13 protein-coding genes are annotated in these 15,639 nt (G+C 52.6%); 10 read left to right on the top strand and 3 right to left on the bottom strand.

Going from position 1 to position 15,639, the window contains the following annotated elements:
- Positions 1 to 42: 42 nt before the first annotated feature.
- Positions 43 to 1,050, top strand: a complete 1,008-nt coding sequence (locus tag GOV45_RS19770; protein ID WP_174823719.1) for a glycosyltransferase family 8 protein — start codon at positions 43 to 45, stop codon at positions 1,048 to 1,050.
- Between the two features lie 3 nt (positions 1,051 to 1,053).
- Here the strand turns inward: GOV45_RS19770 and GOV45_RS19765 are convergent, their stop codons facing one another.
- Positions 1,054 to 1,368 carry a hypothetical protein gene (locus tag GOV45_RS19765; protein ID WP_170481131.1) on the bottom strand — a complete coding sequence of 105 codons (315 nt, stop codon included), beginning with the start codon at positions 1,366 to 1,368 and terminating at the stop codon, positions 1,054 to 1,056.
- A gap of 207 nt (positions 1,369 to 1,575) precedes the next feature.
- On the opposite strand from GOV45_RS19765, the gene GOV45_RS19760 reads away from it, so the two are divergent.
- Both GOV45_RS19760 and GOV45_RS19755 read left to right on the top strand, forming a co-directional pair.
- Entirely contained in the window at positions 1,576 to 2,169 is a 594-nt protein-coding gene (locus GOV45_RS19760; protein WP_170481128.1) for an HD domain-containing protein, read from the top strand.
- 111 nt (positions 2,170 to 2,280) lie between these two features.
- A complete protein-coding gene (locus GOV45_RS19755) occupies positions 2,281 to 2,739 on the top strand; it encodes a GFA family protein (RefSeq protein WP_174823718.1) in 459 nt (152 codons plus the stop codon).
- A gap of 88 nt (positions 2,740 to 2,827) precedes the next feature.
- Here GOV45_RS19755 and GOV45_RS19750 read toward each other — a convergent pair whose 3' ends face one another.
- Together GOV45_RS19750 and GOV45_RS19745 are read right to left on the bottom strand one after the other, a co-directional pair.
- A complete protein-coding gene (locus GOV45_RS19750; RefSeq protein WP_170481122.1) occupies positions 2,828 to 3,382 on the bottom strand; it encodes an ActR/PrrA/RegA family redox response regulator transcription factor in 555 nt (184 codons plus the stop codon).
- 87 nt (positions 3,383 to 3,469) lie between these two features.
- Positions 3,470 to 4,090: an SCO family protein gene (locus GOV45_RS19745; RefSeq protein WP_170481119.1), complete on the bottom strand. Its 621-nt coding sequence runs from the start codon at positions 4,088 to 4,090 to the stop codon at positions 3,470 to 3,472.
- 89 nt (positions 4,091 to 4,179) lie between these two features.
- Between GOV45_RS19745 and regB the strand changes: the two genes are divergently transcribed.
- The 7 genes from regB (at position 4,180) to addA (ending at position 15,622) form a co-directional block, all read left to right on the top strand.
- On the top strand, positions 4,180 to 5,577 hold the full coding sequence (gene regB / locus GOV45_RS19740) for a sensor histidine kinase RegB (RefSeq protein WP_170481116.1): 1,398 nt from the start codon (positions 4,180 to 4,182) through the stop codon (positions 5,575 to 5,577).
- Positions 5,578 to 5,641: 64 nt separating this feature from the next.
- A complete protein-coding gene (locus GOV45_RS19735) occupies positions 5,642 to 7,150 on the top strand; it encodes a PAS-domain containing protein (protein ID WP_170481113.1) in 1,509 nt (502 codons plus the stop codon).
- Positions 7,151 to 7,191: 41 nt separating this feature from the next.
- On the top strand, positions 7,192 to 7,662 hold the full coding sequence (gene tsaE / locus GOV45_RS19730; RefSeq protein ID WP_170481110.1) for a tRNA (adenosine(37)-N6)-threonylcarbamoyltransferase complex ATPase subunit type 1 TsaE: 471 nt from the start codon (positions 7,192 to 7,194) through the stop codon (positions 7,660 to 7,662).
- Entirely contained in the window at positions 7,659 to 8,660 is a 1,002-nt protein-coding gene (locus GOV45_RS19725) for an aminoglycoside phosphotransferase family protein (RefSeq protein WP_170481107.1), read from the top strand. Before tsaE ends, GOV45_RS19725 begins: the two co-directional genes overlap by 4 nt.
- On the top strand, positions 8,660 to 9,346 hold the full coding sequence (locus tag GOV45_RS19720; protein WP_170481104.1) for a nucleotidyltransferase family protein: 687 nt from the start codon (positions 8,660 to 8,662) through the stop codon (positions 9,344 to 9,346). The genes GOV45_RS19725 and GOV45_RS19720 overlap by 1 nt, the downstream gene beginning before the upstream one ends.
- Positions 9,339 to 12,266 carry a double-strand break repair protein AddB gene (addB, locus tag GOV45_RS19715; protein WP_170481101.1) on the top strand — a complete coding sequence of 976 codons (2,928 nt, stop codon included), beginning with the start codon at positions 9,339 to 9,341 and terminating at the stop codon, positions 12,264 to 12,266. Before GOV45_RS19720 ends, addB begins: the two co-directional genes overlap by 8 nt.
- A complete protein-coding gene (gene addA, locus GOV45_RS19710) occupies positions 12,263 to 15,622 on the top strand; it encodes a double-strand break repair helicase AddA (protein ID WP_170481098.1) in 3,360 nt (1,119 codons plus the stop codon). The genes addB and addA overlap by 4 nt, the downstream gene beginning before the upstream one ends.
- The last annotated feature ends 17 nt before the right edge of the window (positions 15,623 to 15,639 follow it).

Here is a 15,639-nt window from a genome sequence, read left to right as displayed (position 1 = left end):
AAATTAGCGAATTCTAATCACGTCACGGTCGCAGATGTCCTTATGGAACAAGACATTAAACATATAAATATAACGGCGTCTGTACCTGCTCAGTTTCGCAAAGCAATCATTTTCTGCTGCGACCAAAATTACTTGGTCTTTGCTGCCCATGCGGCATCCCAGATCGCTTCGCTACATTCGAATCGAGATTTCGATATTTGCATCTGCTATGGTGAGCGACCGGTTGAAATTCCAAAGTCACTTGAACATCTGAACATTCGGCTCTGTCACGTGGATACAGGAAACCTTTTTCAGGGTCTTAGGCTTGATCCCGGCAAAAGTCATGATGTTTATCTGCGCCTTGCACTGCCCCCAGCATTTTCCGCCGAATATGATCGCATTTTGTATCTGGACAGCGATATTTTTGTCCAAGGCGGAAACTTTAGCGCTTTGATGGACGTGGACATTGCACCACACCCAATTGCAGCGGTACGCGATAACACTCAGTGGCGTACGCCTGGTCGAAAACCTAAACAGTTCAGAATTTTAGCGCTGCGCTCGGCGCCATACTTCAATGCCGGTGTGATACTGATGGATGTAAATCGTTACAACAATCAGGGCTTGCTAAAAAAATGCCTGGAACTGGGCAAGGCAAAAGCCGACGTTATGATCCGCCATGACCAAAACCTGTATAACGCGGTTTTACAAGGGGATTGGGCAGAAATAAGCCCGATGTGGAATTGGCAGTTTACGTGGTCTTCGCAGCTCTTTGCCATGCAGATCGAACCGCATTTAGTTCATTTCATTGGCAAGACCAAACCTTGGAAAGATCCAAGAGGCGAGCTTAGTCCACGCTTTGCGAGGACTATGAAAGCGTTCTCCGATGTGCATTTTCCCGATGAAAATATATTTCGGAAGAATAATGGGCCAATGGCCCTGAATAGCACAAAGATGCGCAAAAATTTGATAAAACATCTTCTTTCAGCATCAAGGACCCAACGTTATCTAGGCAAATTCAAAAATGATTTTGAAGTGATCACAAACAACGTCATGTCGAATACGGGTCACTAAAAATCAGCTAGGGATGCCGTCGGGCGTTTCTTTGCTGGTGGCTTCAAAAAAGTCGGTGCCGACTGCGACTATGCAACTAATGCCATTCGCATGGGTCACCAAGACCGTGTAACTTCCGGTTTCTTCCGAAGTCCATACTTCCATAACTGATTGCGCACCACGCGTCTTTTGCAACCCTCCAAAGGCCAACTTCTCTGAGTAGCTGTTCTGCAGTTTGGTTATGAGATGCTCGCGCTCTGCACAATTTTGGGCAAAAGCCGGAGGCGCTGCGGCGGCCATTCCGAAAGTCAGGACAATTCCAAACAAACGCTTGAACATATAATGCTCCTTTCGATACGTGTTTCGTTTCGAGAGGGGCGCAACCGGGAGGAGCCTGCGCCCCCCTCAGTCCATTATGTCGGGATCATATCGCGCCAATTCAAAGCACGAATGCTCAAGAAATAGTTGGCAGCCAGTGATCCAGACAGGTACATCATATCATAAAAACACCGGGCTTGCGCGTCGGACATCAAGGGGCATGGCAGAATGGCAACACAACCAAGAGCATGGCAAAGGATGCTGTCAGGTCGCAGGTTGGATTTGCTGGACCCCACACCGGTGGACATCGAGATCGAAGATATCGCCCATGGGTTGGCATTTGTTGCACGATGGAATGGCCAAACACATGGTGATTTTGCTTATTCCGTAGCTGAACACTCCCTGCTGGTCGAAGAACTTTTTAGTCGCATCGCCCCCAATTCCCCAGTCAAATGGAAGTTGGCCGCATTGTTGCACGATGCGCCGGAGTATGTGATCGGGGATATGATTTCGCCAGTAAAGTCAGCCGTCGGACCGGGATACGGCGAGCTGGACGACCGACTTGCCACGGCAATTCACATCCGGTTCGGCCTGCCTGCGTCGGTTCCAAAAACTATCAAAGCGCAAATTAAAAAGGCTGACAAAATCAGCGCCTGGATGGAAGCCACCCAGATCGCGGGGTTTTCTGAAGCCGAGGCCACAAAATTCTTCGGCCGCCCGGACAAGGCAATTATTGAAGGATCGCTGATCAAACTGCGTCCGCCAATCGAAGTGCGGCGGGCATATATGGAACGACACAAACAGTTGATCGCGTCCCTCTAGCAAATCAAATTACTCCACCGTCGGCTTGAAGCCAACAAAGACCTTTGACCCAATGTCGCAATCTGGCAACTAGACGTCTGTTTGGCGGCGTCGAATTAAGTAAATCATGGGATGCTTTATCAACAAAAAATGGAGCATCGGATGACCACCAGGGGCCATTGCCTTTGCAAGAAAACCAGTTGGGAATTTGTCGAAGAAATTTCTTGGGGCTGTTATTGCCATTGTAACGACTGCCGCAGAAATTGCGCGGCCCCTGTCGTTGCATGGCTCGGCGTTCCCTTGAAAAACTTTAGGTGGACCGGAAAAACCCCAAAAACCTTCGAAAGCTCCAAAGGCGTATACAGACATTTCTGCGCCGATTGCGGTTCACCGCTAGGTTTCGAAGCACAACACTACAAAGGGGGAATGCACCTTTACGCGGCTTCGATGGAAAACCCCGAGGATTTTGAACCGACTTTTCACGTCAACTATCATAGCAAATTGCCATGGCTCAATATGCTCGATGACCTAAAAAAGCACGAGAGCACATTGTTACATGCGCCGGAAGATCTTAGCGATTATCAAGATTGACCGTTTGGTATTTTTCGAAGGCAGCCGCGCACTCAGGAATGGTCACGTTGATAGCGACTCAAATGAAGGCTATGCCAAAAAGACTGTACTAACGTGGGCTGCGCTTTGCCAGAATCCGCTGCAACGTCCTACGGTGCATGTTCAAACGCCGCGCTGTCTCGCTGACGTTCCGATCACATAGCTCATAAACGCGCTGGATATGTTCCCAACGTACCCGATCGGCGCTCATGGGGTTTTCAGGCGGTGGAGGCAACTCATCACCTTTGGCCAGCAAAGCATTCATGACGTCGGTGGCATCGGCAGGTTTTGACAGGTAATCTGTGGCTCCAATCTTTACCGCGGCCACAGCGGTCGCAATGGCGCCGTATCCAGTCAAGACTACCACCCTGCAATCGGGCCGCTTTTCTCGCAGAACTTCCACGACATCCAGGCCGTTTCCATCCTCCAATCGTAGATCAACTACCGCGTAGGCAGGAGGCCGTGCCGTCGCAATGGCGCGGCCAGCTGCAACCGAGCCAGCAGTCTCGATTTCAAAGCCTCGTTTCTCCATGGCCTTGGCCAAACGTCTCAGAAAAGGCTCGTCATCGTCTACCAAAAGCAAGGATTTGTCGGGGCCGATGTCAAGCTCGGAACTGTCTGCCATATTAGGGTCTTTCCGCTATTTCACGCCAATTGGCTTAATTATGAGTAATAGCAGCGCCATGACAAAGGTCAAACTAGCCGCTGAAAATCACATTTTTTCTAGAAAACAGCTGACCTTTTCAGCCATCTGTTCTGCTGTATCGTTGCGGTTAAAAAACTCAATAAACCCGTCCTGTGGGGTAACAAGATAAGTAAAGGTCGAATGGTCGACCAGATAATACTCGTCGCTTTTGTCATGAGCTTTGTAGTAAGTCTTATATGCTTGGCTAGCGGCCTTTACCTGTTCAGGTGATCCGGTCAACGCAATCATACGTTCATGGAGATTGAATGCGTAGTCTCCGATCACCTCAGGCGTATCGCGATCTGGATCAATCGAAATGAAAAGCGGCGTCACCGAAAAGCCGCGTTCCGCCAGAATATCAACGGCCTCGGCATTACGGGACATGTCAAATGGGCAGACATCAGGACAGAAAGTATAGCCAAAGTAAACAAGGGTAGGCTCTGTGATCACGTCAGTATCGGACACCGTTTCGCCTTTGGCGTTGATCAGTTGAAATGGGCCGCCTATTGCTGCAGCGCCGCCAGCTATCTGGCTAGTACGGCATTGAGCGAATTTGTCATCCCCTTTCCCCCCTGTCGTCAGCAACCACATGGCTCCTAATCCAACGGCCAGTACGACGGCTGCAAGTATTGCGTAAAGGCGGATCATGGCAATTATCCTGATTCAAGGGTTGTTGATCGTTTCAACCGGGACACCTATCAAGATAAGCATCCGACGCAACAGGACATAATTGACCAATGGCAAATTCCAGCATCAGTCTTTGGCGCGGGCAGGAACGCAGTAGTTGGATCCGCCTGCGGACACTGATTTTGCTGCGTTGGGTTGCTATTATTGGCCAGGTCACGGCGATCACGGTAGCCCAACACACCTATCATGTTCAGCTTGAGCTTGGTTTGTGCTATTTCGCGGTTGGCGTATCGGTTATGGGTAACCTGACGGCAATCCTTCTTTTTCCAGAAAACAAACGCCTGTCTGAATTCGAAAATTTCCTGATGGTGCTTTTCGATCTGCTGCAATTGTCTTTTCTTTTGTATCTGACGGGCGGACTGAACAATCCATTTGCCTTGCTTCTGGTGGGTCCCGTTACAATCTCGGCCAATGTAATGAGCACACGCTCAACTCTGATCGTCGGGGCAGTAGCAATCGTTCTGACAACTCTGCTGGCGCAATTCCATTTACCATTGCGCACCAATGTTGGGCTGGTTTTAGATATGCCCGACATCCTTTTATTCGGTAATTGGTCCGCGATTGTGATTGCTATTGTTTTCCTCGGGGCCTACTCGCACCGCGTCAGCTCAGAGGTGCAATCCATGTCCGAGGCTTTGTCAGCCACCCACATGGCCCTTGCCCGCGAACAAAAACTGACCGATCTGGGCGGTGTCGTGGCGGCCGCCGCACACGAATTGGGTACGCCGCTTGCCACGATTAAGTTAGCCAGTTCAGAGTTATTGGAAGAGCTCGAAGATCGTCCCGACCTGAAGGAAGACGCAGCGCTGATCCGCGAACAGGCAAATCGGTGTCGCGACATCCTCAGAGACATGGGCAGGGCAGGGAAAGACGATCTGCATCTGCGGCAAGCCCCGCTTTCTGCGGTCATACACGAAGCGGCGGAGCCGCATGTAAACAGGGGCAAATCGATTCATTTTCGCGAAGGTCCCGCTGGGGATGCAGATGTCCAACAACCCGCAATTCTGCGCAAACCGGAAATCATCCATGGTCTGCGAAACTTGATCCAGAACGCCGTTGATTTCGCGCAAACAAATGTCTGGGTCGAGGCGGAATGGACAACGAATTGGATCATGATATCGATTATGGATGACGGTCGCGGGTATCCCTCTCACATAATCGGGCGGATTGGCGATCCGTTTATGCGGAGACGGCGTTCCGAGTCAGATCGAACTACCCGCCCGGAATATGAGGGCATGGGTTTGGGGTTGTTCATTGCGAAAACCCTCTTGGAAAGAAGTGGCGCTGATTTAAAGTTTGCCAACGGCGCCGACCCTTATCAAAATCTGACCAACGACCCAGAGCGGCGTGGCGCCATTGTTCAGGTTATTTGGCCGCGTAGGCTGATAGACGCACAAACGGGCGACTCACCTGTGCCATCCGGCGCCAATCAACCGTTTCAGATATAAATTAGGGTATCATTAACCTTTGACATTCATAGAGGGGCCTTTGGGCTCAAAGGATGTCAACTCCATGGCTGACTGGATCATTCTGGCCGCGATCAGTTTGGTGTCGGCGGGTTTCGCGCTGCAATGGCTTTTGCCGAGACGATTGCCGCGGATTAACGACTATGGGCTGGCCACGCGGAGTTCTTTGTTCGACACCGTATTCCTATTCGACGGCGACCGCCTGATAAGCCACTCGGACATTGCATTGGCCGGGTATGAGGCCGTCAATAACTGGCAGGATCTCTACCGTCTCCTAAGTCGAGATTTCCCAACCTTTCCCCAGACATCCGAAACCGTACGCCGCAAGGGTAACATGATCGTCGCTGCGCTCGATTGCACGATGGACCGAGAGGTTTTGTGTGAATGGATTGACGGTATAGTCCGGGTGCAACTTCGCGACAAACAAAGCGGTGCGACTTTGGTTCGCAGTGAACTGACGGATCCAACCCGAATGGCGATGGACCAGGCACCTTACCCGGTTTGGTTGCTGGATGAATTCAACGTTGTTCGATGGTGCAACTCGGCTTACGTCTCCTTGGTGCGCAAAGTGCGAGGAAAGGAAGCCGACTTAACGAAGCCGCTTTTCCCAAAGGCTCAAAGCAAAGATCACTTGAGCAGCAAAACCCGCGTGTCGGTTTCGGTCAAGGGCAACGAGAACAAGCTTTGGTTCGATTTGATGCTTGTAGACAGTGAAGAAGGTCAATTGAATTACGCCACGAATGTTAATGCTATTGTCGAGGCCGAGGCGGCGCAGCGTAAATTCGTGCAGACCATGACAAAGACATTCGCGCAACTGTCGATCGGGTTAGCTATATTTGACCGGAACAGGCAGCTGGCGTTGTTCAACCCCGCTCTTACCGACTTAACTGCCTTGTCACCGGACTTCCTCAGCTGTCGCCCCAGTCTCTCCAGCTTTTTCGACCGATTGCGTGATCAAAACATGATGCCTGAACCAAAGAATTACCGCGGATGGCGGCGTCAGATGAATGACTTGCTTGAGGCCGCGCAAGACGGAAATTATCAGGAAACTTGGTCTCTGTCGTCCGGTTCGGTCTATTCTGTCAGCGGTCGCCCGCACCCTGACGGAGCTGTCGCTTTTTTATTCGAGGACATCACAGCCGAAATCACGCTAACCCGCAGATTTCGGTCAGAAATGGATCTTATGCAATCCATCTTGGATAACCTCACGGACGCAATCGCCGTCTTTTCTAATGACGGAACATTGGCACAGACCAACGCCGCCTATCAGACATTGTGGGGCGAGACGGAAGAAGCGGGGTTCGAGCCAGCAACAGTTCTGGACGTAACACGTAAGTGGCAGGAATTGTGTGACGCTACCCCAGTGTTGGGTGAGATCCGTGACTTTGTCGGGATGCGTGATAATCGTGCACAGTGGTCAGCAACAATGTCAATGAGAGACAGAACCGGATTGAACTGTACTGTCAGTCCGCTGCAAAACGGGGCGACCATCATTCGGTTCACAATAGAACAGACGACCCACCAGACTGTTGCTATGGACAAAGCCATTGCCTGAACCGGGTTGCAGCGGGCCAGGCGCAAGTCCATTGTGGCGCCATGAATACGCCTGTTGAGATCTCGTTGAATTCACCGGAAGAAACTCAGGCACTGGCCGCAAGGCTGGGTGCAGTTTTAGCTGTTGGAGATGTGCTTTTGCTGGAAGGTGAAATCGGAAGCGGCAAAACTCATTTCGCGCGCGCTTTGATCCAGTCGTTAATGTCGGTACCGGAAGATGTGCCCTCGCCCACGTTTACGTTGGTACAGACTTACGATACCCGAATCGGCGAGGTCTGGCATTCCGATCTCTATCGTTTGTCGGATATCAACGAGATTGAAGAGCTGGGCTTGACGCAGGCTTTTGATGAGGCTGTGTGCCTGATTGAGTGGCCGGAAAAACTCGAACAATTGGAACCACCCTCGGCGTTGCGAGTACATTTTCAGACAGACGCTGACCACTGTGAGACACGGCATCTAAACTTCGGCTGGACCGATCCAAAATGGCTCAGAAAACTGGAGGGGACTCTATGACTAATCGGGCCATATTAGCCGAGGCTCTGATCGCACAGACAGAATGGGCGGATGCGATACATACACCTTTGGCCGGAGATGCCTCGAACCGTCGGTACGAACGCGTGACTAACAAAGTAAATGGCGCCACGGCTGTTCTTATGGATTCTCCGCCAGACAAGAACGAAGACGTTGCAGCTTTTGTTCGAATGGCGAAATACTTGCAATCAATCGGTCTAAGCGCACCGGAAATTTACGCAGAGGATTGCGAATACGGCTTTCTGCTGCTGGAGGATCTGGGTGATGACCTTTTTGCCCGGGTTCTGGAACGAGAAGCCGAGCTTGAACGCAAGTTATATGAGGCTGCAACTGACGTTTTGGTGCATCTGCATGCCTCACCGGTTATCCCGCTAGATTCTTATGACCCGGCAATAATGACTGAATATTCGGCCCTCGCTTTTACCAAATACGCGCAAGGCATTCTGGGTGCCCATGATGTCGACGCACGATCAAGGTTTGAATTGCGGTTCTCCGATATTCTCCACCGCGAAACCGGAGGCAACCGGGTCGTAGTGCAAAGGGACTATCATGCCGAAAACCTGATTTGGTTGCCGAACCGCACCGGACTTCGTCGCGTTGGCCTTTTAGACTTCCAAAGCGCCATGCTCGGGCATCCTGCCTACGATCTGATGTCTTTGCTACAGGACGTACGCCGCTCTGTGCCGATTGGGATAGAAATGCGAATGATCGATCGATACATCGCCTCAACGGGCATAGACAGTCACGACTTTAGAACTGCCTACGCAGTGTTAGGCGCCCAGCGCAATCTAAGGATAATGGGTGGATTCGCGCGTTTAGCGACAGACTACGAAAAGCCGCATTATGTTGATTTGATACCAGCAGTTTGGGGCCATTTGATGCGTGATCTCGAGCACCCTGCGCTTGTTTCGATTGCAGATATTGTGCGTAATACGTTGCCGCCACCCAATCCCGACAATTTGGCGAGGCTTCGACCGTAATGAAAGGTGAACCCGAAGCCGTCATGCTGTTTGCCGCAGGGTTCGGTACACGCATGGGCAACATAACGAAAGACAAACCAAAACCAATGGTCGAGGTCGCAGGCCGGCCCCTGATCAACCACGCTTTGGATTTGGCCGAAGGCATTGGCCCATCTCGCATTGTCGCAAACGTCCACTATCTGGCCGACCAGATAATTGCATACTTGGCAGCGACCGACGTGCGAATTTCCTTGGAAGAGCCAGATATTCTTGAAACCGGAGGTGGACTACGCGCAGCCCTGCCCCTACTGGAGTCCGACCCTGTTTTCACACTGAATACCGATGCCATCTGGGCTGGTCCGAACCCATTGCGGCTTTTGAGAAAGGCCTGGAGACCCGAGGAAATGGACGCATTGTTAATGTGTGTTCCCGTCGCACATGCTATTGGCTACAGCGGCCAGGGAGATTTTTCTCAGGACGCTTCCGGGCGTATCGCCCGCGGGCCGGGCCTGATCTACGGAGGCGCACAAATCATCAAAACAAGCGGACTTACCGCCGTTCCTGACAGTACCTTTTCGCTTAATGTAGTTTGGGATCAAATGCACGATGCCGGAAGGCTACATGCCCTTCAATATCCAGGTCGATGGTGCGACGTCGGCCGACCCGAAGGCATAGTGTTGGCTGAGGAGTTGATTGCCGATGTTTGAAAACGACGCTCTGCCGCGGGTGTTTGCTGTTCCGCCGGGCGTGGATTTTCCAAAAGCACTTGTCGACGGCATACGCGCGCGCAGCGCAGCCTTTCCGCCGGAAAACCTGGCCCGCATGCAGTTGATAGTAAATACTCGTCGCATGGAGCGTCGGGTGCGTGATCTGTTTGATCAAGGGGCGCCTTGTCTGTTTCCGCGACTTTCCTTGCTGACAGATTTGGGTGAAAGCGTAGATCTTGCACATATTCCTCCGGCGATCCCCGCATTACGCCGTCGGCTGGAATTGACACAGTTGATTGCAAAACTTTTGGATCAACAACCCGATCTTGCCGCACGATCATCCCTGTTCGATTTATCTGACAGCCTTGCATTGTTAATTGACGAAATGCAGGGCGAAGGCGTTTCTGCGGACGCTATCCGCCAATTGGACGTCAGTGATATGTCGGGGCACTGGGCTCGCGCTCAGGCTTTCATTGACATAGCGGATCAATTTATCTCGTCGGGAGATGACGCACTGGACGCGCAAGCGCGGCAACGGCGCGTGGTGGAAAATCTCGTCGCAAGTTGGCAAAAACAACCTCCGCTTAATCCGGTCATCTTGGCAGGGTCAACTGGATCTCGTGGCACAACACTTATGCTGATGGAGGCCATCGCCCAACTGCCTCAAGGGGCCTTGATCCTGCCGGGTTACGATTTCGATCAACCACAGTATGTGTGGGAGAGTTTGGACAACGCCCTCACCTCAGAGGATCACCCGCAATACCGGTTTCAAAAGTTGCTACGGCAGTTGGATATGTCGCCGGATCAAGTTCAGCCATGGACCGATGACCAAGCTCCTTCGCCATCTCGCAACCGGTTGGTATCTCTTGCATTGCGTCCTGCGCCGATCACGGATGCTTGGATGTCCGAGGGGCCTCAACTGCGCGAACTGGATATTGCCACCCGGGACCTGACTTTGGTCGAGGCTCAATCCCCCCGTGCAGAAGCACTGGCAATCGCTATGCGTTTACGGCACGCCGCCGAAATCGGACAAACTGCAGCACTGATAACGCCGGACCGAATGCTGACCAGACAGGTCAGCGCCGCTTTAGATCGCTGGAATATCTTACCTGATGACAGCGCTGGATTGCCTTTGCAGCTTTCTCCGCCAGGCCGTTTTCTGCGCCACATTGCCAGTTTGTTTGTGCGCCGCCTTGATGGTGAAGCATTGCTGACGCTACTGAAACATCCTTTGTGCCATGATGGCGGCGGCCGAGGCGACCACCTGCTGTTCACCCGTGAACTGGAGCTGCACATTCGTCGCCATGGACCGCCCTTCCCGGACCAACGCAGCTTGACCGCTTTTGGCGAAGGCGAAAACTTGCCGGAGCCTTGGATACGTTGGCTAGTGTCTTGCTTCTGCGAGCTACACAGCCCCTCCGAACTTCCGCTGTCTGACTGGGTGGCTCGTCTTCGCTCGACTGCTGAGTTGATGTCAAACGGGTCGAGCGGTGAAGCTGGCAATTTATGGGAAAAGAAAGCTGGTCAAAAAGCCTTTTCCGTTTTGAACGAATTGGAAAATGAAGCTCAGCACGGCGGTCTGATTTCGGCTCGGGACTTTGCTGATCTTTTGGGCGCGTTACTTGCCGGCGAAGAAGTTCGTGATCGTGATGCTCCACATCCAAGTATCATGATCTGGGGAACGCTTGAGGCACGTGTGCAAGGCGCCGACTTGTTGATACTCGGGGGTTTGAATGAGGGCAGTTGGCCCGAAGCAGCCTCGCCCGACCCATGGCTAAACCGTCAGATGCGAGAGAAGGCGGGACTGTTGTTGCCAGAACGTAGGATCGGATTGTCAGCGCACGACTTCCAACAGGCGGTCGGCGCTCCGGAGGTATGGTTGACCCGCGCCGTCCGCTCGGAAGAAGCGGAAACGGTCGCCTCGCGATGGCTAAACCGCTTAACCAACCTCTTGCAGGGATTGCCTGCTCAAGGTGGGCCGCAGGTCTTGTCTGACATGCGGGACCGCGGCGACCAATGGCTGCGCTGGACGGAGGCTATGGAAGCGGCGCCGCGGGTTCAGCCTGCATCCCGTCCGTCTCCTCGTCCACCCCTGTCTGCCCGACCAAGGCGCCTGAGTATAACTGAAATCAAGCGATTGATCCGCGACCCTTATGCAATTTATGCCAAACACGTACTGCGCTTAAAGCCGTTGGATCCATTGGTGCAGGCCCCGGATGCCCTTTTACGCGGCATTGTCGTTCACGAGATACTCGAGGAGTTCGTCAAGGAAAGTGTTTTGGACGTCTCGCTATTGACGCGTGAGAACTTTTTGAAACGCGCTGAGATATTGCTTGCTGAACATGTTGCATGGCCAACAGCACGCACCCTTTGGCTGGCCAGACTTGAACGGATTGCGGATGACTTTCTACAAGCTGAACTCATGCGCCGATCGGATGGAGGGCCTGTGGCGTTTGAGGCGACGATGAATCTGGCGTTGACGCCATTGGATTTTGCGATTTCGGGACGCGCTGATCGCATTGACCGCACCAGACACGGGGCCTTGCGAATTATCGACTATAAAACAGGTACACCGCCGACCAAGGGTCAGCAGGCGAACTTTGACAAACAATTATTGATCGAGGCGGCAATAGCCGAACAGGGCGGTGTCGAGGGTTTTGATCCAATATCTGTCGCTCAAGCGGTGTTTATTGGGATGGGCGGCACATATAAGGAGGTGCTTGCGCCGCTGGACAAGGAACCGGCGGACAAAGTCCTAAAAGAACTCAAGGATTTGATTTCGGCCTATTTAGAGCCTGAACAGGGGTTTTCGTGCCGCAGAATGGTGCACAAAGACAATGATACGGGTGACTACGACCACCTTGCCCGTTTCGGTGAATGGGACCGTACCACTGAAACCAGCCCCGAGAACGTGACATGAGCGCCTTGCACGACGCAACCCAGCGACAGGTGCAAGCTGCTCGGCCGGATGCCTCAACCTGGCTGGCTGCGAATGCCGGGTCTGGCAAGACACGTGTTTTGACCGACCGTGTGGCCCGGTTGTTACTAGATGGTGTGCAGCCGCAGCATATCCTTTGCCTGACCTACACCAAGGCTGCAGCCAGCGAGATGCAGAACCGGCTGTTCAAACGTTTGGGCGAATGGGCTATGTTGGCCGACGATCAATTGCTTGAGCAGTTGACCGATCTTGGTGTCGAAGGTCATATCAGCCCTCAGCGCTTGGCGCAGGCTCGTACATTGTTCGCACGCGCGATCGAAGCTCCGGGCGGATTGAAAATTCAAACGATCCACTCATTCTGCGCTTCGCTTTTACGTCGGTTTCCGCTTGAGGCAGGGGTCAGCCCACAATTCAGTGAAATGGAAGATCGGGCCGCCGCCTTATTGCGCGAGGAAATACTCGAAGATTTTGCAGATGGTCCGCAAGCACACCTGGTCAAGGACGTTGCCCGTTTTGTGACGGACTCCGGGTTTGACAAGTTGACGGCGGCCATCACCAGCAAACGAAGTCTTTTTGCCAAATCTCAGAGCTGGGCCGACCTGCTGACACTTTTCGACTTACCCGATGGATTTAACGAGGAAGACCTTTTGAATCGCGTCTTCTTGGGTGGAGAAATTGAGTTTTTACAAAGTATTGTTCCCAGTTTGGTCGAAAGTGGTGGGAACGACGCAAAGGCAGCAGCAAGATTGACATCTGGAGTGACTGCGAACCTTGCCAGCCTGCCGCTATTGGAAAGTATCTTCTTGTTTGGAAAAACTGCAAAGGCACCTTTTGCAGCAAAGGTCGGCAGCTTTCCTACCAAGAATCTCCGCGAAGGTGTTTTGGCGGATAAGATGCCTCAGCTAGATCAGCTGATGCTTCGGGTTGAGGCGGCGCGCAAGCTACGGCTAGCGCTTATTGCTGCCCGAAAGACTTTTGTCCTGCACAATTTCGCTGCGGCCTTTTTGCCAGAATACGAGCGCCGCAAACAGTTGCGCGGCTGGCTGGATTTCGACGATCTAATTTTGCGTGCGCGTCAGGTGCTTAATGACCCGGCCGTAGCTGAATGGGTATTGTACCGACTGGACGGCGGCATCGATCACATTCTGGTGGACGAAGCGCAAGACACCAGCCCAGACCAATGGGACGTTGTCGAAAAACTAGCGTGGGAATTCACGAGCGGGGAAGGCGTCCGCTCTGGCATCGAGCGGACTATATTTGTAGTCGGTGACAAAAAACAGTCTATCTATTCTTTCCAAGGTGCCGACCCGCAGGCCTTCGACCGAATGCAAGCTGAATTTGGGCGGAGGCTTCAGGAATCAGGCTCTAAACTCTGGAATTCAACGCTGGAATATTCGTTTCGTTCGTCCAGTGTCATATTGGGTTTAGTGGATATTCTGTTCGAAAACCGTGCAAATGCTGGCTTTCACAAGGAATCCCAGCACCGAGCTTTCAAGGCCGATCTGCCGGGCCGGGTCGATTTGTGGCCGGTGATTGAAAAAGTCGAAGATGATGAGGATGGCGATTGGACTGACCCTGTAGATCGTCCCGGGAAACGTCATCACAACGTGCTTTTGGCCGAAAGAGTGGCCCAATCGATAAAATGCATGATCGACACCGGCGAAACGATCCCCGAAGATGGCGAGGTGCCGGGCACATTTGTCCGCCGAAAAGTGCGGCCCGGGGACTTTCTGATCTTGGTCCAACGACGGTCTGACCTTTTTGCCGAGATTATTCGGGCCTGCAAGGCTGCTGATCTGCCGATTGCAGGGGCGGATCGCTTGAAGGTCGGAGCAGAGCTAGCTGTCAAGGATTTGGCGGCATTGCTGAGCTTTTTGGCCACACCAGAAGACAGTTTGTCGTTAGCCACAGTTTTGAAGTCGCCATTGTTTGGTTGGACAGAGCAGCAGATTTTTGATTTGGCGCACAAACGGAAGGAAACTTTTCTTTGGGCGGCATTGCGAAAGCGCTCTGAAGAGTTTCCGGAAACCCTCGCTGTTCTTAACGATTTGCGTGGACAAACGGATTTTCTGCGACCCTACGACCTGATCGAACGCATTTTGACGCGTCATGACGGTAGGAAAAAATTGCTGGGTCGACTTGGCGCCGAGGCAGAAGACGGCATCAACGCACTGTTGTCTCAGGCCCTTGCGTATGAACGTACCGATATTCCAAGCCTGACCGGATTTCTGGTCTGGATAGAAACAGACGATCTGGAAATCAAACGCCAGATGACCGGCGTTGGGAATATGATACGGGTAATGACCGTTCATGGCTCCAAAGGACTGGAAGCACCCATAGTTATTTTGCCTGACACTGGGAAAAGGCAGCCTCCAAGGGACGCTGAAATTATGGCGGCCCGTGAAGTGCCGTTTTGGAAAGTACCGACTGATGCATCACCCAAAGTGATTGCCAACGCGCGCGACGACGCCCGAACACGAGAGGAAAACGAACGCCTACGCCTTTTGTATGTGGCTCTAACAAGGGCCGAAAAGTGGTTAATTGTTGCCGCCGCAGGTGACATCGGAAAGGATGAAAGCAGCTGGTATAATATGATTGAAGCCGCAATGGAAAGGGCGGGAGCCCTCCAGTTGCAGGGGTCTCAAACCCGGCGACTTGAACATGGCGACTGGGCAGGATTGCCGTTGGTCAAGCAATCCCACCCAGCTTTGCCGACTGAAGTTTTGCCCGTTACTTTTAGTATGCCTGCGCCCAACCCAGACGCTCCTCAGGCGGCTGTAAGCCCTTCCGAACTAGGTGGTGCCAAGGCACTACCGGGCGAAACAGGACAGGATGAAGAAGCGGCAAAGCTACGCGGAACCCGGCTGCATCTGTTGTTGGAGAATTTGCCAATGGCTACGGAAGACGCATGGCCTCAGCTGTGCGTTCGATTGTTGCCGGACATGCAAGAGGCAGATCGGCACAACTTATTGCACGAGGTCACGCGCGTTTTAAAAGCCGAAGACCTAAGGCCTTTTTTTGATCCTGACGCTCTTGCAGAAGTCCCTGTGTCAGCAGAGTTTCAAGGTCGCCGCCTTCACGGCGTGATAGACCGATTAATAGTCACAGAGAAAGAAGTTCAAATCATTGACTTCAAATCAAATGCCACCGTGCCCGAAACGCCCGAAAACTGTCCCCTCGGCTTATTGCGCCAGATGGGTGCCTATTCAATCGCCTTGGCTCAAATCTACCCAGACCACGAAATTCGAGCGGCGATACTCTGGACTCGAACGGCTAGACTGATGTGGTTGTCACAGGAACTTGTAACGAATGCCTTGCAGCAACAGTCGGCATCTTGACCTTGGATATTCTCACA

This window comes from Ruegeria arenilitoris, from assembly GCF_013035425.1.
Lineage (GTDB): Bacteria > Pseudomonadota > Alphaproteobacteria > Rhodobacterales > Rhodobacteraceae > Ruegeria > Ruegeria arenilitoris_A.
Note: the sequence above shows the minus strand (reverse complement) of the source record. Positions and strands in the feature narration are given on the sequence as shown.